Origin of the sequence: Streptomyces sp. BBFR25 (genome assembly GCF_044590125.1) — a bacterium.
In the GTDB taxonomy this organism is placed as follows: Bacteria; Actinomycetota; Actinomycetes; order Streptomycetales; family Streptomycetaceae; genus Streptomyces; species Streptomyces canus_D.
This window is the reverse complement of record NZ_CP172447.1, coordinates 4,746,439-4,771,345: the sequence shown is the minus strand read 5'-3', so window position 1 is coordinate 4,771,345 and position 24,907 is coordinate 4,746,439. Positions and strand designations below refer to the sequence as shown.

The 24,907-nt window shown below is 72.3% G+C and carries 22 protein-coding genes; 9 read left to right on the top strand and 13 right to left on the bottom strand.

Annotated elements, in window-relative coordinates:
• The first annotated feature begins 111 nt into the window (after window positions 1-111).
• Together ACGH52_RS21765 and ACGH52_RS21760 are read left to right on the top strand one after the other, a co-directional pair.
• A complete protein-coding gene (locus ACGH52_RS21765) occupies window positions 112-450 on the top strand; it encodes a YnfA family protein (protein ID WP_399941625.1) in 339 nt (112 codons plus the stop codon).
• 65 nt (window positions 451-515) lie between these two features.
• Window positions 516-1,298: an SDR family NAD(P)-dependent oxidoreductase gene (locus ACGH52_RS21760; protein ID WP_076976239.1), complete on the top strand. Its 783-nt coding sequence runs from the start codon at window positions 516-518 to the stop codon at window positions 1,296-1,298.
• Between the two features lie 21 nt (window positions 1,299-1,319).
• Here the strand turns inward: ACGH52_RS21760 and ACGH52_RS21755 are convergent, their stop codons facing one another.
• Complete coding sequence (locus tag ACGH52_RS21755; protein ID WP_399941622.1) at window positions 1,320-2,513, bottom strand: RtcB family protein; 1,194 nt, start codon at window positions 2,511-2,513, stop codon at window positions 1,320-1,322.
• Between the two features lie 204 nt (window positions 2,514-2,717).
• On the opposite strand from ACGH52_RS21755, the gene ACGH52_RS21750 reads away from it, so the two are divergent.
• The 3 genes from ACGH52_RS21750 (at window position 2,718) to ACGH52_RS21740 (ending at window position 6,006) form a co-directional block, all read left to right on the top strand.
• Entirely contained in the window at window positions 2,718-3,623 is a 906-nt protein-coding gene (locus ACGH52_RS21750; RefSeq protein WP_399941619.1) for a DUF3558 domain-containing protein, read from the top strand.
• A 117-nt stretch (window positions 3,624-3,740) separates the two neighbouring features.
• Window positions 3,741-4,631, top strand: coding sequence for a DUF3558 family protein (locus tag ACGH52_RS21745; RefSeq protein WP_399941616.1), 891 nt, complete (start codon window positions 3,741-3,743; stop codon window positions 4,629-4,631).
• An 88-nt stretch (window positions 4,632-4,719) separates the two neighbouring features.
• A complete protein-coding gene (locus tag ACGH52_RS21740; protein WP_121702406.1) occupies window positions 4,720-6,006 on the top strand; it encodes a DUF2637 domain-containing protein in 1,287 nt (428 codons plus the stop codon).
• A gap of 68 nt (window positions 6,007-6,074) precedes the next feature.
• Here ACGH52_RS21740 and lysS read toward each other — a convergent pair whose 3' ends face one another.
• Window positions 6,075-7,823, bottom strand: coding sequence for a lysine--tRNA ligase (gene lysS / locus ACGH52_RS21735; protein WP_121702405.1), 1,749 nt, complete (start codon window positions 7,821-7,823; stop codon window positions 6,075-6,077).
• A 174-nt stretch (window positions 7,824-7,997) separates the two neighbouring features.
• On the opposite strand from lysS, the gene argS reads away from it, so the two are divergent.
• Complete coding sequence (gene argS / locus ACGH52_RS21730; RefSeq protein WP_399941612.1) at window positions 7,998-9,761, top strand: arginine--tRNA ligase; 1,764 nt, start codon at window positions 7,998-8,000, stop codon at window positions 9,759-9,761.
• 6 nt (window positions 9,762-9,767) lie between these two features.
• Here the strand turns inward: argS and ACGH52_RS21725 are convergent, their stop codons facing one another.
• The 4 genes from ACGH52_RS21725 to ACGH52_RS21710 all read right to left on the bottom strand — a co-directional run bounded on the left by ACGH52_RS21725 (window position 9,768) and on the right by ACGH52_RS21710 (window position 14,371).
• On the bottom strand, window positions 9,768-10,610 hold the full coding sequence (locus ACGH52_RS21725; protein ID WP_210978123.1) for an arylamine N-acetyltransferase: 843 nt from the start codon (window positions 10,608-10,610) through the stop codon (window positions 9,768-9,770).
• A gap of 60 nt (window positions 10,611-10,670) precedes the next feature.
• On the bottom strand, window positions 10,671-11,921 hold the full coding sequence (locus tag ACGH52_RS21720) for a PLP-dependent aminotransferase family protein (RefSeq protein ID WP_121702403.1): 1,251 nt from the start codon (window positions 11,919-11,921) through the stop codon (window positions 10,671-10,673).
• Window positions 11,922-12,008: 87 nt separating this feature from the next.
• Window positions 12,009-12,911 (bottom strand): SAM-dependent methyltransferase, encoded by a 903-nt coding sequence (locus tag ACGH52_RS21715; RefSeq protein WP_076975640.1) that lies wholly within the window; start codon window positions 12,909-12,911, stop codon window positions 12,009-12,011.
• A 125-nt stretch (window positions 12,912-13,036) separates the two neighbouring features.
• Window positions 13,037-14,371: a helix-turn-helix domain-containing protein gene (locus ACGH52_RS21710; protein WP_399941607.1), complete on the bottom strand. Its 1,335-nt coding sequence runs from the start codon at window positions 14,369-14,371 to the stop codon at window positions 13,037-13,039.
• Window positions 14,372-14,581: 210 nt separating this feature from the next.
• Here ACGH52_RS21710 and ACGH52_RS21705 point away from each other — a divergent pair, with 210 nt between their 5' ends.
• On the top strand, window positions 14,582-15,343 hold the full coding sequence (locus tag ACGH52_RS21705; RefSeq protein ID WP_399941604.1) for a DUF4232 domain-containing protein: 762 nt from the start codon (window positions 14,582-14,584) through the stop codon (window positions 15,341-15,343).
• A 49-nt stretch (window positions 15,344-15,392) separates the two neighbouring features.
• On the opposite strand, the gene hemB is transcribed toward ACGH52_RS21705, so the two are convergent.
• A complete protein-coding gene (hemB, locus tag ACGH52_RS21700; protein WP_059299822.1) occupies window positions 15,393-16,385 on the bottom strand; it encodes a porphobilinogen synthase in 993 nt (330 codons plus the stop codon).
• A gap of 111 nt (window positions 16,386-16,496) precedes the next feature.
• Here hemB and ACGH52_RS21695 point away from each other — a divergent pair, with 111 nt between their 5' ends.
• Entirely contained in the window at window positions 16,497-16,913 is a 417-nt protein-coding gene (locus tag ACGH52_RS21695) for an SRPBCC family protein (RefSeq protein ID WP_210978125.1), read from the top strand.
• Here ACGH52_RS21695 and ACGH52_RS21690 read toward each other — a convergent pair.
• Window positions 16,910-17,893: an NAD(P)-dependent alcohol dehydrogenase gene (locus ACGH52_RS21690; RefSeq protein ID WP_210978126.1), complete on the bottom strand. Its 984-nt coding sequence runs from the start codon at window positions 17,891-17,893 to the stop codon at window positions 16,910-16,912. The two genes, ACGH52_RS21695 and ACGH52_RS21690, sit on opposite strands and share 4 nt — an antisense overlap.
• Window positions 17,894-18,020: 127 nt before the next feature.
• Here ACGH52_RS21690 and ACGH52_RS21685 point away from each other — a divergent pair, with 127 nt between their 5' ends.
• Window positions 18,021-18,797 carry a TetR/AcrR family transcriptional regulator gene (locus ACGH52_RS21685; RefSeq protein WP_399941599.1) on the top strand — a complete coding sequence of 259 codons (777 nt, stop codon included), beginning with the start codon at window positions 18,021-18,023 and terminating at the stop codon, window positions 18,795-18,797.
• Here the strand turns inward: ACGH52_RS21685 and ACGH52_RS21680 are convergent.
• The 5 genes from ACGH52_RS21680 to ACGH52_RS21660 all read right to left on the bottom strand — a co-directional run bounded on the left by ACGH52_RS21680 (window position 18,736) and on the right by ACGH52_RS21660 (window position 24,799).
• On the bottom strand, window positions 18,736-19,512 hold the full coding sequence (locus ACGH52_RS21680; protein WP_121701233.1) for an SDR family NAD(P)-dependent oxidoreductase: 777 nt from the start codon (window positions 19,510-19,512) through the stop codon (window positions 18,736-18,738). The two genes, ACGH52_RS21685 and ACGH52_RS21680, sit on opposite strands and share 62 nt — an antisense overlap.
• Window positions 19,513-19,648: 136 nt before the next feature.
• A complete protein-coding gene (locus ACGH52_RS21675) occupies window positions 19,649-21,346 on the bottom strand; it encodes a bifunctional uroporphyrinogen-III C-methyltransferase/uroporphyrinogen-III synthase (protein ID WP_076975633.1) in 1,698 nt (565 codons plus the stop codon).
• Window positions 21,343-22,302, bottom strand: a complete 960-nt coding sequence (gene hemC, locus ACGH52_RS21670) for a hydroxymethylbilane synthase (protein WP_059299816.1) — start codon at window positions 22,300-22,302, stop codon at window positions 21,343-21,345. The genes ACGH52_RS21675 and hemC overlap by 4 nt, the downstream gene beginning before the upstream one ends.
• Complete coding sequence (locus ACGH52_RS21665) at window positions 22,299-24,038, bottom strand: glutamyl-tRNA reductase (RefSeq protein WP_399941595.1); 1,740 nt, start codon at window positions 24,036-24,038, stop codon at window positions 22,299-22,301. The genes hemC and ACGH52_RS21665 overlap by 4 nt, the downstream gene beginning before the upstream one ends.
• Window positions 24,035-24,799: a redox-sensing transcriptional repressor Rex gene (locus tag ACGH52_RS21660; protein ID WP_059299814.1), complete on the bottom strand. Its 765-nt coding sequence runs from the start codon at window positions 24,797-24,799 to the stop codon at window positions 24,035-24,037. Before ACGH52_RS21660 ends, ACGH52_RS21665 begins: the two co-directional genes overlap by 4 nt.
• Window positions 24,800-24,907 lie beyond the last annotated feature (108 nt).

Sequence of the window (24,907 nt, the reverse complement as noted above, 5' to 3'; positions counted from 1 at the left end):
CAACCTCCAGGTTGTTTATTGTTCAACTATACCCCTGGAACGGAGCACCGCCGACCGTTATTCCGCAGGTCCGCCGCCCGGCGCGGACGCGGTGCGTGCGAAGCTGCCCGCATGCTCGTGCTCCGCTCCGCCGCCCTCTTCGCCGTCGCCGCCCTGTTCGAGATCGGCGGCGCCTGGCTGGTGTGGCAGGGGGTGCGCGAGCAGCGCGGCTGGCTGTGGGCGGCGGGCGGGGTCCTGGCCCTGGGCGCCTACGGCTTCGTCGCCACCTTCCAGCCCGACGCGCACTTCGGCCGCATCCTCGCCGCGTACGGCGGGATCTTCGTGGCCGGCTCGATCCTGTGGGGCGTGGTCGCCGACGGCTACCGCCCCGACCGCTGGGACATCGCGGGCGCGCTGGTCTGCCTCGCCGGGATGGCCCTGATCATGTGGGCCCCGCGCAACGGCGGCTGACCACGGCTCTGACTACCCTGGGCGGCGACGTCCGCACCGCCCTCCGTACGCACCAGGAGCAGCCCATGGCCACCGCAGCCGCCGCCCCGTCCGCCGCCTCCCGTATCGCCGTCGTCACCGGCGCGAGCAGCGGCATCGGCGCCGCGACGGCCCGGCAGCTCGCCGAGGCCGGGTACCGCGTGGTCCTCACCGCCCGCCGCAAGGACCGCGTCGAGGCGCTGGCGGAGGAGATCCGGGCGGCCGGCCACCAGGCGACGGCCTACCCCCTGGACGTCACCGACCGCGCGGCCGTCGACGAGTTCGCCTCGGCCTTCAAGACCGTCGGCGTCCTCGTCAACAACGCGGGCGGCGCGCTCGGCGCCGACCCGGTGGCCACCGGCGACCCGGACGACTGGCGCCGCATGTACGAGACGAACGTCATCGGCACCCTGAACCTCACCCAGGCCCTGCTCCCCAAGCTGGAGGCGAGCGGCGACGGCACGGTCGTGGTCGTCTCCTCGACCGCGGGCCTGTCCACCTACGAGGGCGGCGCGGGCTACGTCGCCGCCAAGCACGGCGAGCACGTCCTCGCCGAGACCCTGCGCCTGGAGATCGTCGGCCGCCCGGTCCGCGTCATCGAGATCGCGCCCGGCATGGTCAAGACCGACGAGTTCGCCCTGACCCGCTTCGGCGGCGACCAGGACAAGGCGGCCAAGGTCTACCAGGGCGTCGCCGCCCCCCTGACCGCCGACGACGTCGCCGACACCATCACATGGGCGGTCACCCGCCCCGCCCACGTCAACATCGACCTCCTGGTCGTCCGCCCCCGCGCCCAGGCCTCGAACACCAAGGTCCACCGCGAGGGCTGACGCCCGACGGCGCCCCGGGCGTCAGCCCTTCACGCAGACGACCTGCTTCAGCTTCGCCACGACCTCCACCAGGTCGCGCTGCTGGTCGATGACCTGCTCGATCGGCTTGTAGGCGCCCGGGATCTCGTCCACCACACCGGAGTCCTTGCGGCACTCCACACCCCGCGTCTGCTCCTCCAGGTCCTTGGTGGAGAAGCGCCGCTTGGCGGCGTTCCGGCTCATCCGCCGACCGGCGCCGTGCGAGGCGGAGTTGAAGGACTTGGCGTTGCCGAGGCCCTTCACGATGTACGAACCCGTGCCCATGGAACCGGGGATGATCCCGTAGTCGCCGGAACCCGCGCGGATCGCGCCCTTGCGGGTCACCAGCAGGTCCATCCCCTCGTACCGCTCTTCGGCGACGTAGTTGTGGTGCGCGCTGATCTCCGGCTCGAAGACCGGCTTGGCCTTCTTGAACTCCTTGCGGACCACGTCCTTGAACAGGGCCATCATCAGGGTGCGGTTGTACTTCGCGTACTCCTGCGCCCAGAACAGGTCGTTGCGGTACGCGGCCATCTGCGGGGTGTCCGCGACGAACACCGCGAGGTCGCGGTCGATCAGGCCCTGGTTGTGCGGGAGCTTCTGGGCGACGCCGATGTGGTGCTCGGCCAGTTCCTTGCCGATGTTGCGGGAACCGGAGTGGAGCATGAGCCAGACCGAATCGGATGTATCAACGCAAAGCTCCACAAAGTGGTTCCCTGCGCCTAGCGTCCCCATCTGCTTCCCCGCCCGCTCACGCCGGAACCTGACCGCCTCCGCCACCCCGTCGAACCGCTCCCAGAAGTCGTCCCACCCGGCCGTCGCCAGGCCGTGGAAGCGGCCCGGGTCGACCGGGCTGTCGTGCATGCCGCGCCCCACCGGGATCGCCTGCTCGATCTTCGAGCGCAGCCGGGACAGGTCGCCCGGGAGGTCGTTCGCCGTCAGGGACGTCTTCACCGCCGACATTCCGCAGCCGATGTCGACGCCCACCGCGGCCGGGCACACCGCGCCCTGCATCGCGATCACGGAGCCGACCGTCGCGCCCTTGCCGTAGTGCACGTCGGGCATGACCGCGAGGCCCTTGATCCACGGCAGGGTCGCGACGTTGCGCAGCTGCTGGAGCGCGCCCTCCTCGACCGTCGCCGGGTCGGCCCACATCCGGATCGGCACCTTCGCGCCCGGCATCTCCACGTACGACATATCGTCCTCATTCCCCCGGAAAACAAACAGAAGTCTCAAAGCGCAAAACCGGCGCCAAGGGCAGCCAAAGGGACGGCTGACCGGCGTTCACGGCGGCGCGTGCGATACACATTGTCTCCAGGGGACGCCCCCGCGCGGCAAGCGAATAACCAGCGGGGACACTGGAGTACCGACCACAGCCACACCGGCGAGAGGAGCCGCACCGTGCAGCGGAAGGCCTACGTACCCGGCGTCGCCGCCCTCTTGGCGGCGTTGCTGGCCGGCTGCACCGGCGGCTCGGACGGCGGCGCCACCGCCGACGACTCGAACCCGGGCGAGCCCGGGGTCGCGACCGAGGCGGTCGAGCCCGGCAAGTACCGCACCCTTCCGGAGCCGTGCGGCGCGGTCGGCAACAAGGCGCTCGACTCCCTCCTGCCCGGCATCGAGGAGATCGCCGACGAGGAGCAGCGCGAGAAGGCGTACGCGGGCGAGCCGACGCTCGCGTACGACACCGACCGCAAGGTCGGGTGCCGTTGGAAGGTGGAGTCGGCCGAGGCCACCGACCATCTCTTCGTCGACTTCGAGCGGGTGGTGTCGTACGACAGCGCCGTGAGCGACGACAGCGAGGCCGAGCAGCTCTTCGCCGAGCAGGTGGAGGCCGCCGACCTGCCCGAACCCGTCGTCTCGGAGTCCGGGTCAGAGTCCGAGTCCGAGTCCGGGTCCGGGTCCGGGTCCGCCGAGGACTCCCCGTCCGGCAGCCCCTCGGCGTCCTCGGGGGAATCCGGGGAGCCGCCCACCGGCGCGGGCGGCACGCCATCGTCGTCCTCCTCCGCCTCGTCGTCCTCCTCCTCGTCCTCGTCGAGCGCGTCCCCCGATGCCGCGCCCACCGACGTCCAGCCCCGGCTCCTGGACGATCTGGGCGACGAGGCGTTCGTGGACGACGCGCTCAGCAGCTCCGGCTCGACGGCGAAGCGCCGCACGGTGACTGTGGCGTTCCGCACGTCGAACGTCATGGTGACCATCGAGTACGCGGAGCAGTCGGCGACGCTCGGCGTCGTGCCGGACAGCGAGGAAATGCAGGACATGGCGCGGAAACTGGCCTCCCAGCTGGCGGATTCGCTGAGCGGTTGAGTCCCGCCGGGGCTGCTCCGCGCCCGCGCGCGGTGCCCCCGAAGCGGGACCGCACGATTTCTTCACCGCGTACCGTGGCCCCTCGGACCCGTTCCGAACGCAGGAACCACGAGTGCCATGAGTGAAGGAACCATGCAGCTACGAGCCCAGCGTGACCAGCGAGACCCGCAAGCGAAGCGAGCGAAGCGACTCACCCGCGTCCTTGTCGGCGCGGCCGCCGTACCCGTGATGCTGGTGGCAGCCGGCTGCTCCTCGGACTCCGGCTCCGAGGACGGCAAGGACAAGGCGGCCGAGGAGTCCGCGGCCTCCCAGTCCGCGAGCCCCTCCCCCACGGTGCAGGCGGCGGCGTTCCGGAAGCTTCCCGAGCCGTGCTCGGTGGTGACGAAGAAGACGCTGGACGACCTGGTGCCGAAGGGCGACTCCGGCAAGGAGGGCTCCTCCAACGACACGGCGTCGCGGGCCAGTTGCTCCTGGGACAGCCTCGACGACAACGGCGTGAAGGGTTCTCAGTTCCGCTGGCTGAGCGTGTCGATGCTGCGCTTCGAGTCGGACGTGACGCGCGGCGCGGGCGACAAGCTGGCGGGGGACTACTACCAGAAGCAGCTGAAGGACGTGCAGGGCGCGGAGGGCGCGAAGGGCCTGAAGACCACGCCGGTGAGCGGCACGGGCGACGAGGCCTCGCTGGTGCGCTACGACCTGAAGAAGAAGGAAGGCACCTTCAAGCAGCAGACGGTCGTGGCACGGGTCGAGAACGTCGTCGTCACGGTCGACTTCAACGGCGCGGGCCTGGCGGGCGACAAGACCCCGGACGCCGACGACCTGGCCAAGGACGCGCAGAAGGCGGCCAAGGAGGCGGTCGCCGCGGTGACGAAGGCCAACGGCGCCGCCGGCGGCGGCACCTCGAGCGGCAAGCCGTCGCCCTCCAAGTCGTCCTCCGAGGCACCGTCGAAGGAGCCGTCGAAGTCGTCCTCGAAGTCCTCCTCGAAGGCGCCCGCGAAGGACAGCTGACGGTCTCTTCGACCCACCGGCCACCCGTCCCCCGCACACATGTGCCACTCTGTTGCGCGCAACAACACGCAATGGGAGGGGAGTACGGGTGGCCGGCCCACTTCAGCTGACCCGGACGCACCGCGTCCTCATCGGCATGGTCGTCTTCGGTGCCGTCATCATCGCCGGGATCGGCTTCGCGGGGTCGTACGCGGCGGTGCGCGAACTGGCCCTGAAGAAGGGCTTCGGGAACTTCAGTTACGTCTTCCCGATCGGCATCGACGCGGGCATCTGCGTGCTGCTCGCCCTCGACCTGCTGCTGACCTGGATCCGCATCCCCTTCCCGCTGCTGCGGCAGACGGCGTGGCTGCTGACGGCGGCGACGATCGCGTTCAACGGCGCGGCGGCCTGGCCCGATCCGCTGGGCGTGGGCATGCACGGCGTGATCCCGATCCTGTTCGTGGTGTCGGTGGAGGCCGCCCGGCACGCGATCGGCCGGATCGCCGACATCACCGCCGACAAGCACATGGAGGGCGTCCGCCTCACCCGCTGGCTGCTCTCGCCGGTGCCCACGTTCCTGCTGTGGCGCCGCATGAAGCTGTGGGAGCTGCGCTCCTACGAGCAGGTCATCAAGCTGGAGCAGGAGCGGCTGGTCTACCAGGCCCGGCTGCGGTCCCGCTTCGGCCGAGCCTGGCGCCGCAAGGCGCCCGTGGAGTCCCTGATGCCGCTGCGGCTGGCCCGCTACGGCGTCCCGCTGGCGCAGACCGCGCCCTCCGGACTGGCGGCGGCGGGCATCGAGCCGGCCCTGCTCCCCCCGGCGCCCCGGCCGCAGGAACCGGCCCCGCAGGCGGCCCCCGCGGGCGAGCAGCGTGCCGAGCTGGTCAAGGGCACCGAGGCGGACGGGACCGGACCCGCTCCACGGCCGCCGCACGGTGCCGTGGAGGAGGACGGACCCGAGCAGAGCCCCTGGTTCAACACCCCCCGACAGGTCGCCTACCAGGGCGGTTACGACCCCACCTACGACCCGGCCGAGCAGTACGCCCAGTGGTACGAGGAGCAGCAGCAGGCCGACGAGTACCGGGACCAGTACGAGGAGGAGCCCCCGCTGCAGGAGCCCTCGCCGGAGGAGACGGGCAGCTTCCCGATACCGGTCGCCCCGGGCCGCACCCGTGAGCTGGGCGAGGGCGGGGGCACGGCCGAGCCGCCGCCGACCGAGGAGGACTACTACACGGTCTTCCGGAAGTCGATCGACGGCAGCTACCCCACGATCGCCCAGTTCCGCAACGACGTGGAGGCGACCTTCGGGGTGCCGCTGGCCCCGCGTGAGGCCGACCGCATGGTGAAGGCGTTCAGCGAGCGCCACATGCGGGAGCTGCAGGAAGAGCACATCGCCTAGGGGCGGCTACGGCGAAGGGGGCGCCCGGTGTTCGCCGGGCGCCCCCTTGGCCGTGGTACCGGCCGTTCCTACTCCCCGAGCAGGGTCCGCACGCGGTCCTGGCCCACCGCGAGCAGCAGCGTGGGCAGGCGCGGGCCGGTGTCGCGGCCGACGAGCAGGTGGTACAGCAGCGCGAAGAACGTCCGCTGGGCGGTCTTGATCTCCGGCGGCAGTTCCTTGGGCGTGGCGTCGGCGGGGAAGCCCGCCTGGACCTTGGGGACGCCGTAGACGTGGTGGGTGAGCCCGTCCAGGGACCAGTGGTCGGCCAGCCCGTCGAGCAGCAGCCGCAGCGACTGCCGGCTCGGCTCGTCCAGGGACTTGAGCAGCTCGGCGTCGGGCTCCTGGCGCACGATGGTGCGCTGGTCGGCGGGGACGTGGGTGTTGATCCACGCCTCGGCCTTGTCGTAGCGCGGCCGGGTCTCGTCCAGGGAGGCGATCGGGTTCGCCGGGTCCAGCTCGCCGAGGATGCGCAGCGCCTGGTCCTCGTGCCCGGCGGTGATGTCGGCCACGGAGGCCAGCGTCCGGTACGGCAGCGGCCTGGGCGTGCGCGGCAGCTCACCGGCGGCCGTGCGGACGGCGCGCGCGTGGGCGGCGGCGTCGGCGGGCAGGGCCGAGCCGTCGGCGACCTTGGCGTCGAGGCGGTCCCACTCGTCGTAGAGCCGCTGGATCTCCTGGTCGAAGGCGATCTTGAAGGACTGGTTGGGCCTGCGGCGGGCGTACAGCCAGCGCAGCAGCTGGGGCTCCATGATCTGGAGCGCGTCGGCCGGGGTGGGCACCCCGCCCTTGGACGAGGACATCTTGGCCATGCCGCTGATGCCGACGAAGGCGTACATCGGGCCGATCGGCTGCTCGCCGCCGAAGATCCCGACGATCTGGCCGCCGACCTGGAACGAGGACCCGGGCGAGGAGTGGTCCACGCCGCTGGGCTCGAAGACGACGCCCTCGTACGCCCAGCGCATCGGCCAGTCGACCTTCCAGACCAGCTTGCCGCGGTTGAACTCGCTCAGCCGCACGGTCTCGGAGAACCCGCAGGCGGTGCAGGCGTACGTCAGCTCGGTCGAGTCGTCGTCGTAGGCGGTGACCGTCGTCAGGTCCTTCTCGCAGTTGCCGCAGTACGGCTTGTACGGGAAGTACCCGGCGGAGCCGGAGCTGCCGTCGTCCTCGGCGGCGGCGCCGGAGCCCTCGGCGGCCTCCAGCTCGGCCTCGTCGACGGGCTTCTGCGACTTCTGCGGCTTCTTCCCGGGCGCCTTCTTGGTCCGGTACTGGTCGAGGATCGCGTCGATGTCCCGCCGGTGCCTCATGGCGTGCAGGATCTGCTCGCGGTAGACGCCGGAGGTGTACTGCGCGGTCTGGCTGATCCCGTCGAACTCCACGCCCATCTCGGCGAGCGAGGCGACCATCGCGGCCTTGAAGTGCTCCGCCCAGTTCGGGTGCGGGGAGCCCTTCGGCGCCGGGACGGAGGTCAGGGGCTTGCCGATGTGCTCGGCCCAGCTCTCGTCCACCCCGGGGACACCGGCCGGGACCTTGCGGTAGCGGTCGTAGTCGTCCCAGGAGATCAGGTGCCGGACCTGGTGGCCCCGGCGGCGCACCTCGTCGGCGACCAGGTGCGGGGTCATCACCTCGCGCAGGTTGCCCAGGTGGATGGGGCCGGACGGGGAGAGTCCGGACGCGACGACCACAGGTTTGCCCGGGGCACGACGCTCCGACTCGGCGATGACCTCGTCCGCGAAACGGGAGACCCAGTCGGTGGTCTCTGTGCTCTGAGCCACGATCGGCACGTCCTCTTTCCTGAAAACTTCTCTGGAACTGCTCCGGAGCCAGCCGCTGCGGTCGCACGGCTGTCCGTCCCATTCTCCCAGCCCGGCCCGCATCCGCGAAAACCGCTTTTCACCGCATGGGATACTCGGTTCCTGTACTACTTCCAGGAACCCGAGCAGAACGGCAGCCACTCCATGGCCTCGGTCACGTCCCTCACCGACTCCGTCCAGCAGCAGCTCGCGTCCGCCCTCACGGCCACCCGGCCGGAGGCCGCCGGCGCCGACCCGCTGCTGCGACGTAGCGACCGGGCGGACTACCAGGCCAACGGCATCCTCGCCCTGGCCAAGAAGGCGAAGGCCAACCCGCGGGAGCTGGCGACCGAGGTCGTCGCGCACATCACCACCGGCGACGAGCTGATCAAGGACGTCGAGGTCTCCGGGCCCGGCTTCCTCAACATCACCGTCGCCGACGGCGCGATCACCCGGAACCTCGCCGCGCGGCTCGCGGACGGCGAGCGCCTCGGCGTGCCGCTGAAGCAGGACGCGGGCACCACGGTCGTCGACTACGCCCAGCCGAATGTGGCGAAGGAGATGCACGTCGGTCACCTGCGCTCCGCGGTCATCGGCGACGCCCTGCGCGGCATGCTCGACTTCACCGGCGAGCGGACCATCGGCCGGCACCACATCGGCGACTGGGGCACCCAGTTCGGCATGCTGATCCAGTACCTGTTCGAGCACCCCGGCGAGCTGGCCCCGGCCGAGGACGTCGACGGCGAGCAGGCCATGTCGAACCTGAACCGGGTGTACAAGGCGTCGCGGGCGCTCTTCGACGCGGACGAGGAGTTCAAGGAGCGGGCCCGCAAGCGGGTCGTCGCCCTCCAGTCCGGCGACAAGGAGACGCTGGAGCTGTGGCAGCACTTCGTGGACGAGTCGAAGGTCTACTTCTACTCCGTCTTCGAGAAGCTGGACATGGAGATCCGCGACGAGGAGATCGTCGGCGAGTCCGCGTACAACGAGGGCATGCCCGAGACCGCCCGGATCCTGGAGGAGACGGGCGTCGCGGTGCGCTCCGAGGGCGCGCTCGTGGTGTTCTTCGACGAGATCCGGGGCAAGGACGACCAGCCGGTCCCGCTGATCGTGCAGAAGGCCGACGGCGGCTTCGGCTACGCGGCCTCCGACCTGACCGCGATCCGCAACCGCGTCCAGGACCTGCACGCCACCACGCTGCTGTACGTCGTGGACGTGCGCCAGTCGCTGCACTTCAAGATGGTCTTCGAGACCGCCCGCCGGGCCGGCTGGCTCGGTGACGAGGTCACCGCGCACAACATGGGCTACGGCACGGTGCTCGGCGCGGACGGCAAACCCTTCAAGACGCGTGCGGGCGAGACCGTGCGCCTGGAGGACCTGCTGGACGAGGCCGTGCAGCGGGCGGCGCAGGTCGTGCGGGAGAAGGCGCGGGACCTCACCGAGGACGAGATCCAGGAGCGGGCCGCGCAGGTCGGCATCGGGGCCGTGAAGTACGCGGACCTGTCGACGTCGCCGAGCCGCGACTACAAGTTCGACCTGGACCAGATGGTCTCGCTCAACGGCGACACCAGCGTGTACCTCCAGTACGCCTACGCCCGTATCCAGTCCATCCTCCGCAAGGCCGGCGAGGTCCGCCCCGCCGCCCACCCGGCGCTGGAGCTGCACGAGGCGGAGCGCGCGCTGGGCCTGCACCTGGACGCGTTCGGGGACACGGTCTTCGAGGCGGCCGCGGAGTACGCCCCGCACAAGCTGGCCGCGTACCTGTACCAGCTGGCGTCGCTGTACACGACGTTCTACGACAAGTGCCCGGTAATCAAGCCGCAGCCGCCGCAGGACGTGGCGGAGAACCGCCTCTTCCTGTGCGACCTCACGGCCCGCACCCTGCACCGTGGCATGGCCCTGCTGGGCATCCGGACGCCCGAGCGGCTCTGAGCGCCCTCACCGCAGCAGCGTGAGGCCCTCGGGCGCGTCGATGCCGAAGTCGTCGGCCAGCGCCCGGCGGGCCTGCGCCTCGTCGGACAGCTTCCGTTCGGTGACCGTGCCGTCGTCGGTGCGCGTGACGGTGACGCGGTCGCCGTCGAGGAGGAGGTGCGTGTCCGGGGTGAGGCGCTGGACGTAGGGGCGCCGGGCGAAGGGGGAACGCGGGTTCGTGGCGATGTGCCAGTTGATCACCTCGTAGTCGGACGGCTCGAACGGCTCCGGGGTGAAGGCATACTGCGCCTCCCAGCCGCCGCCCCCGTGCGCCTGGAGCACCCACGTCTCCAGCGGCCCCCGGCGCGGCGCGTGCACCAGCCGGTGCCGGCGCCCGGCGTCGTGGAACTCGGTGTCCGCCACCAGCGGCACCGGTTCCAGCAGCGAGCCGAGGGCGCCGAAGCCGACGTCGGCCAGGTGGGGCCGCGGATCGCCGGGCAGCTCGGCGAGGAGGGCCATGTGCGTGCGCGGACGGTCCTCGAAGCGGTCCGCGCCGACGACGACCCGTGCGGTCAGCCGGGTCACCCGCACGCCGAGCGCCTCCAGGGCCGCCGCGAACAGGGTGTTGTGCTCGTAGCAGTAACCGCCGCGCCGACGTCCGTGGACCAGCTTGGCCATCAGGTCGGCGAGGTCGAGGGAGGGTGCCCGGCCGCCGAGCGCGTCGAGGTTCTCGAAGGGGATGGCCCGCAGATGGGCGAGCTGCACCCCGCGGAGCGTGTCCGCGTCGGGCCGCCGCCCGCCCTCCCAGCCGATGCGTTCGAAGTAGGCGTCGAGGGAGAAGGGGGTCGTCGTCCGTGCGCTGTCAGACATGGCCTCACCGTACGTGCGGCGACGGCGACGGCGCCCTCGGTCATTGGTCCTACGACAGTCCTACGACGGGAGCCGCGCCGCCCGGCGCGCCGTGCCCAGTCCCTCCCCCAGCCTGCGCAGCCCCTCCGCGATCTCGTCCGGGGTCTGGGTGACGAAGCAGAGCCGCAGCGTGGCGCGGTCGGGTTCGCCCGCGTGGAAGGGGGCGCCGGGGACGTACGCCACGTTGTGCCGGACCACCTCGGGGAGCAGGGCGGTGGTGTCGTACCCGTCGGGCAGCCGGGCCCACAGGAACATGCCGCCCTCGGGGCGGGTCCACACCGAGCCCGCCGGGAGCGCGTCCGCGAGGCCCGCGAGCATGGCGTCCCGGCGCGCTCCGTAGACGGCGGCGACACGGGTGACGTGGGCGTCCAGGTCCCGGTCGGCCAGATAGCGGGCGGCGGCGAGCTGGTTGACGGTCGGGGTGTGCAGGTCGGCGGCCTGCTTGGCGACCGCGCAGGCCCGCAGCAGCTCGGCGGGCGCCCGCAGCCAGCCCAGGCGCAGGCCGGGCGCCATGACCTTGGAGAAGGAGCCCAGCAGCACGGTCCGGTCCCGGGCCCCCTCGTAGGAGGCGATCCACGGCACCCGCTCGCCCTCGAAGCGCAGTTCGCCGTACGGGTCGTCCTCGACGATCCACAGGCCGCGGCGCCCGGCGACCTCGGCGACGGCGGCGCGGCGGGCGGCGGGCACGGTCCGGCCGGTGGGGTTGGAGAAGGTGGGGACCGTGTAGAGCAGCTTGGGTCGCTCGCGCAGCACCAGCTCCTCCAGCGCGACGGGGTCGATCCCGTCCTCGTCGCCGGGCACCGCCACCACCCGGGCGCCCGCGAAGCCGAAGGCCTGGAGCGCGGCCAGGTAGCAGGGGCGTTCGACGAGGACGGTGTCGCCGGGTTCGAGCAGGGCGGTGGCGAGGAGCGAGAGGGCCTGCTGCGAGCCGGTGGTGACGAGGATGTCGTCGGCGTCCGTGGCCAGACCGCGCGCCGAGGTGCGGGCGGCGAGCGCGGCCCGCAGGGTGGGCTCGCCCTCGGTCGTGGAGTACTGCAGGGCCCGCGCGGGCGTCTCGGCGAGGACGTCCCGGTACGCGGCGGCGATGCCCTCCGCGTCGAACAGCTCGGGGGCCGGCAGCCCGCCCGCGAAGTTGATGACCTCGGGGCGGGCGGTGACGGCGAGGATGTCCCGTACCGGCGAACCGCCGATCGACCGGGCCCGCGCGGCGAGCGGCGGCAGCGGAGCGCTGGGGGCGGTGGTGGCGGCGGACGCGGTCTCAGTCACGGTCATGCGCGCAGCCTAGGCACGTACGTGCCGCCTACAAGGACCCTTCCGCGATCCGGACACCCGTGCGACCCGTGACCGCCCGCGCCCTCATCAGCCCTTGACGCCCAGCCCGCCGTACACGTTGATGTCCGCGTCCGTGACGTCGTTGATGTCCCGGTAACGGACCTTCTCGATGTCGTCCAGCCCGGCGAGATACGACTCCTCCGGCCGCTCCGGCACCGGCGCCGCGTGGTCCGGCCGCCAGTGGTGCACCGGGACGACCCCCGGCTCGGCCGGCTCGAGACCGGTCTCGGTGAAGAAGCGCTCGACGTCCTTGCGGGAGCGCAGCACGAAGGTGAACCCCCGCTCCGTGTACGTCCGCTGGACCGCGCGGATGTTCTCCGGGTTGAGGTCCTCGGTGAGGTGGCTGAGGACGAGCCGGCTGCCGGCGGGCAGCGCGTCCATCAGCTCGCGGACGATCGGGTACGCCTCCGCGTCCTCGACGAAGTGCAGGACGGCGACGAGGCAGAGCGCCACCGGCTGGTCGAAGTCGAGGGTCCCGGCGGCCTGTTCGAGGATCTGCGCCGGACTCTTCAGGTCGGCGTCGATGTAGTCCGTGCGCCCCTCGGGACCGCTGGTGAGCAGGGCGCGGGCGTGGGCGAGCACGACCGGGTCGTTGTCGACGTAGACGACCCGCGACTCGGGGGCGATGCGCTGGGCGATCTGGTGCACGTTCTCGGCGGTCGGCAGCCCGGTGCCGATGTCGAGGAACTGCCGGATGCCGTCCTCCCGGGCGAGCGCGGTCACCGCGCGCCGCAGGAAGTCGCGGTTGTGCCGTACGTCGAGGTAGCCGCGCGGGTTGGCGGCGAGCCCGGCGGCCGCGGCGGCGAGGTCGGCGGGGTAGTGGTCCTTGCCGCCGAGGAAGACGTCGTAGACCCGCGCCGGGTGCGCCTTGCTGCTGTCGATCCTCCTCCGCAGCTCCGCGGGGTCCTGGCTGAGGGCGTCACCGGGCATGCGCGTCCCACCTTTCGGATGTCGCCTGACGAAGCGAACCGGTTTGGTGGTCAACAACCTATCTCCCGCCCGGACTTGCCGGTGCCCCGACGCCCTCCCGGCGGCCGGGCCCGGTCCGGCCCGTCTCAGCCGCCCTCGGCCAGCTCCCAGCCGTCGCTGCCGAGGGGGTACGCGTAGTAGGAGTCGTCCCGGGAGGCGCTGGTGCGGAACGGCTTGCCGTTGTCGTCGATGCGCGTCGTGCCGTGCCGCCCGCCGCTGGACCACTCCAGTTCCAGCTCCCAGCTGACGTCGTGGCCACTGGTGTGCGCGGCGACCTGGAAGACCTCGGGGTCGGACTCGCTGACGCTGTACGGGAAGTCCCGCTGGCCCCCGATCGGTGTCGCGGTCGGGGTGCCGAGGTCGAGCGAGACGTCGAAGGCCGTGGTGTGCACCTGCCCGCCGCAGCCGTTGCCCATCACGTACTGGTTCCAGCCCAGCGGCTGGCCAGTGCTCTTGACCCGGACGTGCAGGTCCTCCAGGACCACCGTCTGCGGGCCGGTGCCCTGCACGGTGAGGACGACCGTCTGCCGGTTCGCGGAGACCGCGTTGAGGGGGGTGGCCCAGCCGACGGCGTCCTGCTGGGCCGGGGGCTCGGGCACGTTCTTCGGGCTGCGGTCGACGAGGAAGGCGTGGTCGCAGGGCACGTCCCAGTAGTACGGGGTGGTCGACACGGTGAGCAGGGGCCCGTCGGCGGGTGCCTCCCGGCTCGGCGTGGCGGTGGCCGGACGCGACGGCGACGCGGAGGGTGACCCGGACCGGGACGCGGAGGCGGACGGGGAGGACGTGGAGGCGCTCGCACTCGGGGAGCCCGGCCCGGTCGCGCTCCCGGACACCGACGTCGAGGTCCGCGCGACGGCCCCGGCCGGACCGCGCCGGCCGTCGTCGTCCGGGCTGGACACGAGGTTGGCGACGAGCGCTACGGCGGCGCTGACGGCGACGACGCCGGTCGCGGCGTAGAGCGCGGCGCGCGGCACCCGGCGGCGGCCCTCCGGGGCGGGCAGAGTCCCCGAAGCCGCCGAGGCACCACCGCGCGCGACCGGGCTCTCCACGCCCTCGGTGCCCTCGGCACCTTCCGAGCCCTTGGCACCTTCCGATCCCTGGGCAGCCTCAGACCCCTCCGGGCCCTCCGCGCCCTCGGCGCTCTCCTCGTCCCCTCCGCCCTCGGTCTCCTCCTTCCGCACACCGCGCAGCGCGTCCGCGCGGATCCAGCGGCGGTGGAGTTCGAGCAGTTCCTCGGGCGTCGCCCGGCACACGCGGGCGAGGCGTTCCACGGGCGCGAACTCGACCGGAACCACCTCCCCGCTGACGTACCGGTGCAGGGTCGAGCCGCTCATGTGCAACCGCTTGCCAAGTGCCCCGTAACTGAGCCCGGACCGCTCCTTCAACTCCCGAAGCAGTCCCGCGAAGTCGTCCCCCGCCACCGTTCCTCCCTCTCCTCGCATCCCCGTACCGCATCCCAGAGGGACGTTGTTCCCGCAGGTCAGAGCGTTCCAGGCGTCCCATCGTCCCGCATGCTCCCCCAGCGCTGGCGGCCGGGACGATCAGGACCGCAAGCTGTGGTCATCCAAGCAGCCGCTCCCGCCGAACGGTCGAGCGGCTCGCCCAACTCCCACATTGACAGGGGACCTTCCATGTCCGCACGCCGCATCACCCGTACCCGTCTGTTCGCCGCCACCACGGTCGCGCTGGCCGCGCTCTCCCTCACGGCCTGCGAGGGCGACGAACTCACGGGCTCCCCGGCGCCCGACTCCGCCACCTCCGCGACGGCGGACGCGAACAACGCCCAGCCGGCGGGCAGCGCGAAGGGCGACACCGGCAAGTCCGGCTCCACCGGCTCCACCGGCTCGAACGGCTCGAACGGCTCAGCCGGAAACGACAAGGCATCGGGCTCCGGTACCGGTTCCGGCTCCGACGCCGCAGCCGGAACCGGAACCGGAACCGGAACCAACGACCGCTCCGATGGCTCCGACGGCTCCGACTCGGACGTCCCCGGCGAGTGCTCCGCGTCCGACGTGAAGATCACCGCGGCGAACGCCCCCCGCCCGATCAACCACCTGCTGCTGACCGCCACCAACACCGGTGCGAAGACGTGCGCGCTGCCGCAGTACCCGGCGGCACGGTTCGGCGAGGCCCAGTCGGTGCCGCCGGTCGCGGAGTCCAGCAAGCCGCAGTCGCTGACGACGCTGGCCCCGGGCGAGTCGGGCTACGCGGGCGTACGGCTGTCCTCCGGCGACGGCAGCGGCGAGAACGGCTACGAGACGAACACCCTCACGATCCCCTTCGGGGACGGCTCGATCGCCACGGTCAAGCTGCCCTCCGGCGGCGTGTACGTCGACACCGCGCTGACGGTCACCTACTGGCAGACCGACGCGTCCAACGCCCTCGAGTACTGAAGGGGTGAGCGCGCCCGCACCCCGTGTACGAAGGGCCGGCACAGGTCGCTCAGCGCAGTGTGCGAGCGACCTCGGTCGCCCAGTACGTCAGGATGTTGCGCGCGCCCGCCCGCTTGATCCCGGTGAGGGACTCCAGGATGGCCCGGTCGCGGTCGATCCAGCCCTTCTCGGCGGCGGCCTCGATCATCGAGTACTCACCGGAGATCTGGTACGCGGCGACGGGCACGTCCGAGGCCTCGGCGACCTTGGCGACGATGTCGAGGTAGGGCCCGGCCGGCTTGACCATCACCATGTCGGCGCCCTCCTCCAGGTCCAGCGCCAGCTCCCGCAACGACTCGCGCGCGTTGGGGGCGTCCTGCTGGTAGGTCTTCCGGTCGCCCTTGAGCGAGGACCCGACGGCCTCCCGGAAGGGCCCGTAGAAGGCGGAGGCGTACTTGGCGGTGTACGCGAGGATCGCGACGTCCTCCCGCCCGATCTGGTCGAGCGCGTCCCGGACGACCCCGATCTGACCGTCCATCATCCCGCTGGGCCCCACCACATGGGCGCCCGCGTCGGCCTGGACCTGCGCCATCTCGGCGTACCGCTCCAGGGTGGCGTCGTTGTCGACGCGCCCCTGGTCGTCGAGCACCCCGCAGTGGCCGTGGTCGGTGAACTCGTCGAGGCAGAGGTCGGACATGACGAGCAGCTCGTCCCCGACCTCGGCCCGTACGTCACGCAGGGCGACCTGGAGGATCCCGTCGGGGTCGGTGCCCGCCGTACCGACCGCGTCCTTGTTCCCCTCCTCCGGCACCCCGAAGAGCATGATCCCGGAGACCCCGGCCTCGACCGCCTCCGCGGCCGCCTTCTTCAGAGAGTCCCGCGTGTGCTGCACGACACCGGGCATCGCCGCGATCGGCACCGGTTCGCTCGCGCCCTCCAGGACGAAGGCGGGGAGGATGAAGTCGGCGGGGTGCAGCCGGGTCTCGGCGACCATCCGACGCATCACGGGGGTGGTCCGCAGCCGCCGGGGCCGGGTGCCGGGAAAGGATCCGTACGTCGTCATACCACCTACGCTACGCCCGCCCCACCCATGCCTTTGCCGACGACGAGTCGGCCCGGCAGGTGTCCGATTCGTTCAAGACGACGGCGGCGACGGCCCGCTACCGTCGCCGCCATGAACAGCACCGGCGACGAGTCGCGCCACCTGAGCATCCGCATCGACCGCACCGCCGACGACGTCTACGCCTACGCCTCGGACCCGGCCAACCTGCCCGCGTGGGCCCACGGCCTCGGGGGATCCATCGAGAGGAGGGCGGACCACTGGGTCGCGGAGTCCTCCCCCATGGGCCGGGTCACGGTGGCCTTCGCCCCGCCCAACGACCTGGGCGTACTCGACCACCACGTCACGCTCCCCTCCGGCGAGACCGTCTACAACCCGGTCCGCGTGATCGCCGACGGCACCGGCAGCGAGGTGGTGTTCACCGTCCGCCGGCAGCCGGGGACGACCGAGGCCGACTTCGAGCGCGACGCCGGCACGGTCGCCGCCGACCTGGCGAGGCTCAAGGCGCTGCTGGAGTCCGAGTCCGACTAGGGCGTGGCAGCCGCCGGGGTCCACCCGGCGACCCGTACGACGTGCTTGCCCCGGACGCCCCCGGCCTCCAGGGCCCGTTGGGCGTCGGCGACCCGGTCGAGCGGGTGGACGGTGTCGACGACCGGGACGAGGTCGCCCCGCTCGGCGAGCCGGGCGGCCTCGGCGAGCAGCGCGCTGTCGGGATTGCCGCTGAAGAAGCGGATGCGCCCCTTCCCGTGCACGGCGGAACCGAGCATCGCGGCGATCCCCGCGAGCGGCCGGGCGAAGTCGACGGTGACGGCGACCATCCGCCCGCCCGGCGCCAGCAGCCGCCGCACCCGGGCCGGTTCGGTGCCGACGGTGTCGAGGACGACGTCGAAGCGGCCGAGGGTGGACAGGGGTGTCTTCCGGTGGTCCAGCGCGTCCTCGGCCCCCAGCTCCCGCACGAAGTCGAGGTTCCTCCCGCCCGCGAGCGCGACGACATGGGCGCCCAGCAGCCTGCCGACCTGCACGGCGACGCTGCCCACACCTCCGCTGCCGCCCCGCACCAGGAGCCGCTCACCGGGTTGCAGGGCGGCCTTGTCCCGCAGCGCGGTCAGCGCCGTGGTCGCGCCCGCGAGCAGCGAGACGGCTTCCTCCGGGGTGAGGTTCCCGGGCGCTGGAGCGATGCGCCGGGGGCTGACGGCGACGTACTCGGCCATGCTGCCGGTGCGCCGCCCCAGCAGTCCCCACACCCTCTCCCCCACCCGCACTCCGGTGACGGCCGCCCCGACCTCGGCGACCTCCCCCGCGAAGTCGATGCCGACCGGCTTGGGAAAGGCCCGCCCGGTCACCAGGCGCACCTTTCCGGTCCGGTCGTGGAGGTCGCCGCCGTTGACCCCGGCGGCCCGCACCCGCACCAGCACCTCGTCGGGGCCGACGGCCGGCACCGGCCGCCGCCCGACGTAGAGCACCTCGGGAGGCCCGTAGCGATCGAAGAGAACCGCCTTCATCTCATCCATGTCCCACCCATGCCTCAAGATCCACATCGCGTCCGGGAAGCACGGAGACGAGGACCGCATCCGCTGCTAATCTCACGCTAGACCCCTAAGTGGACGAGGCCCTCCACTTATCCCGGAAGTGAGAAACATGCCTGCTCAGACCTCTCACAAGCCGCCCGAACCGGCGCCCGGAGCAGCCCCGGCGGACCTGCGCGCCGACGCCCGCCGCAACCGCGCACGCGTCCTGGACGCCGCGCGCGAGGTCTTCTCCGCGCAGGGCGTGGACGCCCCGATGAGCGCGGTCGCCCGCCGGGCCGGTGTCGGCGTGGCCACCCTCTACCGCCGCTTCCCCACCCGCTCGGCACTCGTCACCGCCGCCTTCGAGGACCAGCTGGCCGTGTGCGCGACCGCGTTCGAGGAGGCCCTGGCGGACCCCGACCCGGGCCACGGCCTGTACACCCTCCTCGAAAAGGTTTGCGCCACGCTGGTCACCGACCGCGGCTTCGAGACGGTCTTCATGGCCGGCTTCCCCGAGGCGCTCGACTACGACCGGGAACGCGCCATCGCCGAGGACCGCCTGTCCCTCCTGGTCCAACGCGCCCGCGACTCCGGCCAGCTCCGTGAGGACTTCGACCCGGCCGACATCCCCCTGCTCCTCCTCGCGGTGAGCGGCCTGGCCACCCAGCCCCCAGAAACCGCCCTCCCCGCCGCCCGCCGCCTCCTCACCTACTTCTTCCAGTCCTTCCAGGCCCACCCGCCGTCCCGCCCGGGGCCCCTGCCGCCCGCCCCGGCGCTGGACCTGAGCGGGCTGCACCGTCCGGCGGAGCGCCCCCAGCGGCCCCCGGCAGCTCCTCTTGCCGCGGCTACTCGGGGAACGGACCGCGGACCGAGACCCCGCCGTCCAGCACGATCTGCTGGCCGGTGATGTAGCGCGCCTCGTCCGAGGCCAGATAGACGGCCGCGGCGGCCATCTCCTCCGACGTGCCGTAGCGGCCCGCCGGGATCTCCGGAACCCAAGCGGCCGAGGGACCGGCGTTGACGGCAGTACTGATCGCCCCGCCCGCGACGACGTTCATCCGGATGCCGTCGGCCGCGTACTCGGCCGCGACGGTCCGCGCCAGGCTGTGCAGGCCGGCCTTGGCCGCACCGTAACCGGCCTGCATCGGCGCGGCCATGAAGCCGGTGACCGAGCCGATGCTGACGATGCTCCCGCCGGTGCCCTGCTCCAGGAACAGCCGCAGCACGCGTCGCACCGCGCGAGCCACGTAGCGCAGGTTCAGTTCGTAGACGGTGTCCCAGTCGGCGTCGGCCATCTCGTGCAGTTTGACCGAGGGTACGAACGCCACCTGCCCGCCGACCACGGTGATCAGGACGTCCAGCCCGCCGAGCCGTTCGGCCGCGCCGACGATCATGCCTTCGAGCTGCTCGGGGGAGCGGACGTCGCCGCTCAGCGCATGGGCGACGTGTCCGGCCGCCAGCAACTCGTCCGCCGCCTCGGTCGCCCGTGCGGCAGCCACGTCGGCCACCGCGACCGCGGCTCCGGCGGCCGCACAGGAACGGACGACGCTGCGGCCGATGCCCGCCCCGCCACCGCCGATCACCAGAATCCGCTTGCCGTCGAGCCTGCCCACCCCGGTCATGCGCCCTCCACCCTCGTCAAGTCGCCCAAGGCTAGTCGCACCAGGTGAAGTGGAGGCCGGTCCTGTCGCGGGCCACACGAAATGAGCGGGGCGCCCCGCACAGGGCGCCCCGCGTCACCTCACGCAGCAGACCAGCTCAGGTCGAAGACCGCCGCCTCCGCGCCCCCGGCCGCCGCTCGCTCGGCCGGGTCACCGGGTCACCCGCCTCCAACGCCGCCGCCCGGCGCCGCAGGCCGAAGTCGGCCAGGGCCTCCGCCAGCTTGGTGACGGACGGCTCGGGGGACATGACGTCGACCCGCAGCCCGTGCTCCTCCGCCGTCTTGGCGGTCGCCGGGCCGATGCAGGCGATCACCGTGACGTTGTGCGGCTTGCCCGCGATGCCGACCAGGTTGCGGACCGTGGAGGACGAGGTGAAGAGCACCGCGTCGAAACCGCCGCCCTTGATGGCCTCCCGGGTCGTGGCCGGCGGCGGCGAGGCACGCACCGTGCGGTAGGCCGTGACGTCGTCGACCTCCCAGCCCAGCTCGATCAGACCCGCGACGAGGGTCTCCGTGGCGATGTCCGCCCGCGGCAGGAAGACGCGGTCGATCGGGTCGAAGACCGGGTCGTACGGCGGCCAGTCCTCCAGCAGACCAGCGGCCGACTGCTCGCCGCTCGGCACCAGGTCCGGCTTCACACCGAAGGCGATCAGGGCGTTCGCCGTCTGCTCGCCCACGGCCGCGACCTTGATCCCGGCGAAGGCGCGGGCGTCGAGGCCGTACTCCTCGAACTTCTCGCGGACCGCCTTCACCGCGTTGACCGACGTGAACGCGATCCACTCGTAGCGGCCCGTCACCAGGCCCTTGACCGCCCGCTCCATCTGCTGCGGGGTGCGCGGCGGTTCCACCGCGATGGTCGGGACCTCGCTGGGGACGGCCCCGTAGGACCGCAGCTGGTCGGAGAGCGACGCCGCCTGCTCCTTGGTGCGCGGCACGAGGACCTTCCAGCCGAACAGCGGCTTGGACTCGAACCACGACAGCTGGTCGCGCCGGGCGGGGGCGGAGCGCTCGCCGACCACGGCTATCACCGGGCGGCCGCCGTCCGGGGACGGCAGCACCTTCGCCTGCTTCAGCGTCTGCGCGACCGTGCCGAGCGTCGCCGTCCAGGTGCGCTGCCGCGTCGTCGTACCGGCGATCGTCACCGTCAGCGGGGTGTCCGGCTTGCGGCCCGCCGACACCAGCTCGCCGGCCGCCGCGGCCACCGAGTCCAGCGTCGTCGACACGACCACCGTCCCGTCGGAGGCGCCCACCTCGGTCCAGCAGCGGTCCGACGCCGTACGGGCGTCCACGAACCGCACGTCGGTGCCCTCCGCGTCCCGCAGCGGCACACCGGCGTAGGCGGGCACGCCGACGGCGTTCGCGATACCGGGGACCACCTCGAAGGGCACCCCGGCCGCGGCGCACGCCAGCATCTCCTCGGCGGCGTACGCGTCGAGCCCGGGGTCCCCGGTCACCGCACGCACGACCCGCCTGCCGCCCCGCGCGGCCTCCATGACAAGATGTGCGGCATCCCGCACAGCGGGGGTGCCGACGGCCGTTGACGCACCGTCAACAACCGTCAGCTGGGGCGCGCCTGTGCCCGGATCCGACGGATCGGCATCCGTGTGCACTTCCGACACGCCCTGCCTCGCATGCGTGCGTACGACGTCGAGCACCTCGTGCTCGGCGACGAGGACGTCCGCGTGCGCCAGCGCCTCGACGGCGCGCAGAGTCAGCAGTCCCGGATCTCCGGGTCCGGCACCGAGGAAGGTGACGTGCCCGTGTTCAGGACCGGCGGGAAGGGTGGTGGGGCTCACTGTGCTCGCTCCCCCATCAGACCGGCCGCGCCCTGGGCGAGCATCTCGGTGGCGAGTTCGCGACCGAGTGCGAGTGCCGCCTCGTGCGTTTCAGGCACGGGACCGGTGGTGGACAGCTGCACCAGCGTCGAGCCGTCGGTCGTGCCGACGACGCCGCGCAGGCGCATTTCCTTGACAATCTGCCCGTCGGCCAGAAGGTCGGCCAGCGCACCCACGGGCGCGCTGCAACCGGCCTCCAGGGCGGCGAGCAGTGACCGCTCGGCCGTGACGGCGGCCCGCGTGAACGGGTCGTCGAGTTCGGCGAGCGCGGCGATCAGCGAGGCGTTGTCCGCCGCGCACTCGATCGCCAGTGCCCCCTGGCCGGGGGCGGGCAAAACCGTGTCGACCGACAGGAAGTCGGTCACCTCGTCGATGCGCCCCACCCGGTTGAGCCCGGCGGCGGCCAGCACGACCGCGTCCAGCTCACCGCTGCGGACGTATCCGATGCGCGTGTCGACGTTGCCCCGGATCGGGACCGTCTCGATCTCCATCCCGTGGGTGCGGGCGTACGCGTTCAGCTGCGCCATGCGGCGCGGCGCCCCCGTACCGATGCGCGCCCCGCGCGGGAGGTCGGTCAGCTTGCGCGCGTCCCGGGCGACGACCACGTCCCGCGGGTCCTCGCGCTCCGGGATCGCGGCCACGACCAGGCCCTCGTGCTGCGCGGTGGGGAGGTCCTTGAGCGAGTGAACCGCGAAGTCCACCTCTCCCTGGAGCAGCGCGTCGCGCAGCGCGGCGACGAACACGCCGGTGCCGCCGATCTGCGCCAGGTGCTCGCGCGACGTGTCGCCGTACGTGGTGATCTCGACCAGCTCAACGGGCCGACCGGTCACCTGGCTCACGGCGTCCGCCACCTGGCCGGACTGGGCCATGGCGAGTTTGCTCCGCCTGGTCCCCAGCCTCAGTGCCTTCTCAGTCATGCCGGCCCTCGGTTCTTCTCAGTGGTGCTGTTCCCGGCGCGGGAGACGGAGGCCACCGTCTCCTGGTCGAGGTCGAACAGGGTGCGCAGCGCGTCCGCGTACCCGGCGCCGCCGGGTTCGGCGGCGAGCTGCTTGACCCGCACCGTAGGTGCGTGCAGCAGCTTGTCGACCACACGCTTGACGGTCTGGGTGATCTCGGCGCGGTGCTTGTCGTCGAGCCCCGGCAGCCGCCCTTCCAGGCGGGCGATCTCACCGGCCACCACGTCCGCGGCCATGCTGCGCAGCGCGACCACGGTGGGCGTGATGTGCGCGGCGCGCTGGGCGGCGCCGAAGGCCGCGACCTCGTCGGCGACGATCCGGCGGACCATGTCCACGTCGGCGGCCATCGGCGCGTCGGCGGAGGCGTCCGCGAGCGACTCGATGTCCACCAGGCGCACCCCGGCCAGCCGGTGCACGGCGGCGTCGACGTCGCGCGGCATCGCGAGGTCGAGCAGGAAGAGCACGGGCTCGGGGCGCGGCACCTCGGCAACCGGCTCCGGGCGGCGGCGCTCGGGGATGCGGCCGACGCGCGTCGCGGTCGCGGCGAGCGCGCCGATCAGCTCGGCCTCCGCCTCCGCGCCGGTCCGGCCGGTCTCGCGCGGCCGGTCCACCGCCGTACCGCCCGCGGCCCACGCCCCGTGCTGCTCCAACGTCGCGGCGTCCATGCCGGCCACGGCGGCCTCGCCCATGACGGAGAAGCCGGAGGGGACGGAGGACAGGTCCAGGGGGCAGTTCTCGTCGCCGCCGACCGCGGTACCGGAGCCCGGCAGTGGCGTTTCCGCACTCTGCCGCTCCTCCCGTACGCCGACGGAACCGGCGGCGGCCGCCGCGTCGGACTCGACGGCGGGCGCGCCGGTGCGGCCCGCCAGTGTCGCCGCCACGGAGTCGGCCGTGAGGACGAGTCCGGTCGCACCGGTGCAGGAGACGGCCACGTCGGCACGTGTCAGCTCGACCGGCACCGAGTCCATCGGTACCGCGCGGGCCAGCACGTCCGTGTCGTCGCCCTCGGACAGGATCTGCGCGAGGCGCTCGGCGCGCTCGAAGGTGCGGTTGGCGACCACGATCTCGGCGACCCCGGACCGCGCCAGCGTCGCGGCGGCCAGCGAGGACATCGAACCGGCGCCGATGACCAGCGCCTTCTTGCCCCGGGCCCACTGCTGGACGTCGGCTCCGGCGGACAGCTGCTCCAGGCCGAAGGTGACCAGGGACTGCCCGGCGCGGTCGATGCCGGTCTCGGAGTGGGCGCGCTTGCCGACCCGCAGCGCCTGCTGGAACAGGTCGTTCAGGAGCCGCCCGGCGGTGTGCAGGTCCTGGGCGCGGGCCAGCGAGTCCTTTATCTGGCCGAGGATCTGCCCCTCGCCGACGACCATCGAGTCGAGCCCGCAGGCCACCGAGAACAGGTGGTGGACGGCCCGGTCCTCGTAGTGCACGTAGAGGTGGGGGGTCAGCTCCTCCAGGCCGACGCCGCTGTGCCGGGCGAGCAGCGTGGACAACTCGGCGACACCGGCGTGGAACTTGTCCACGTCGGCGTACAGCTCGATGCGGTTGCAGGTGGCGAGCAGCGCGGCCTCGGCGGCCGGTTCGGCGGCGACCGTGTCCTGGAGCAGCTTGAGCTGCGCGTCCGCGTTCAGCGAGGCCCGCTCCAGCACGCTGACGGGGGCGCTGCGGTGGCTCAGCCCGACGACAAGGAGGCTCATGCCGGCATCACGGCGGGTACGTCCCCGTCGGGTCCCTGGTCGGTGGAGGGCTGCTGCTTGCGGGCGGCGACGGGCGGCATCACGTCGCCCGCGGCCTCCTCACCCGCCTTGCGCTGCTCGTGGAAGGCGAGGATCTGCAGCTCGATGGAGAGGTCGACCTTGCGCACGTCGACGCCCTCGGGGACGTTCAGCACGGTCGGCGCGAAGTTCAGGATGGAGGTGACACCGGCGGCCACGAGGCGGTCGCACACCTGCTGGGCGGCACCGGCGGGGGTCGCGATCACGCCGATGGAGACACCGTCGTCCTGGATGATCTTCTCCAGCTCGTCGGTGTGCTGCACCGGGATGCCGGCGACGGGCTTTCCGGCCATCCCCGGATCGGCGTCGATGAGCGCGGCGACCCGGAAACCGCGGGAGGCGAACCCGCCGTAGTTGGCGAGCGCGGCGCCGAGGTTGCCGATTCCTACGATCACAACCGGCCAGTCCTGGGTCAGGCCGAGTTCACGGGAGATCTGGTAGACGAGATACTCGACGTCGTAGCCGACGCCCCGCGTCCCGTAGGAGCCGAGGTAGGAGAAGTCCTTGCGCAGCTTCGCGGAGTTGACCCCCGCGGCGGCCGCCAGCTCCTCGGACGAGACCGTGGGCACCGAGCGCTCGGAGAGCGCGGTCAGTGCGCGGAGGTACAGCGGAAGCCTGGCGACGGTGGCCTCGGGAATCCCTCGGCTGCGGGTCGCCGGTCGGTGTGCTCGGCCAGTTGCCACGGTGCTCCTGCGGGTAGAGCGGGGCTGTAGGCGGTCATACGTCCCTACATGACCGCCCCGTCGAATGCAGGCTATGTCTTTGTGAACGCGTGCACAAAGATGGTGTCC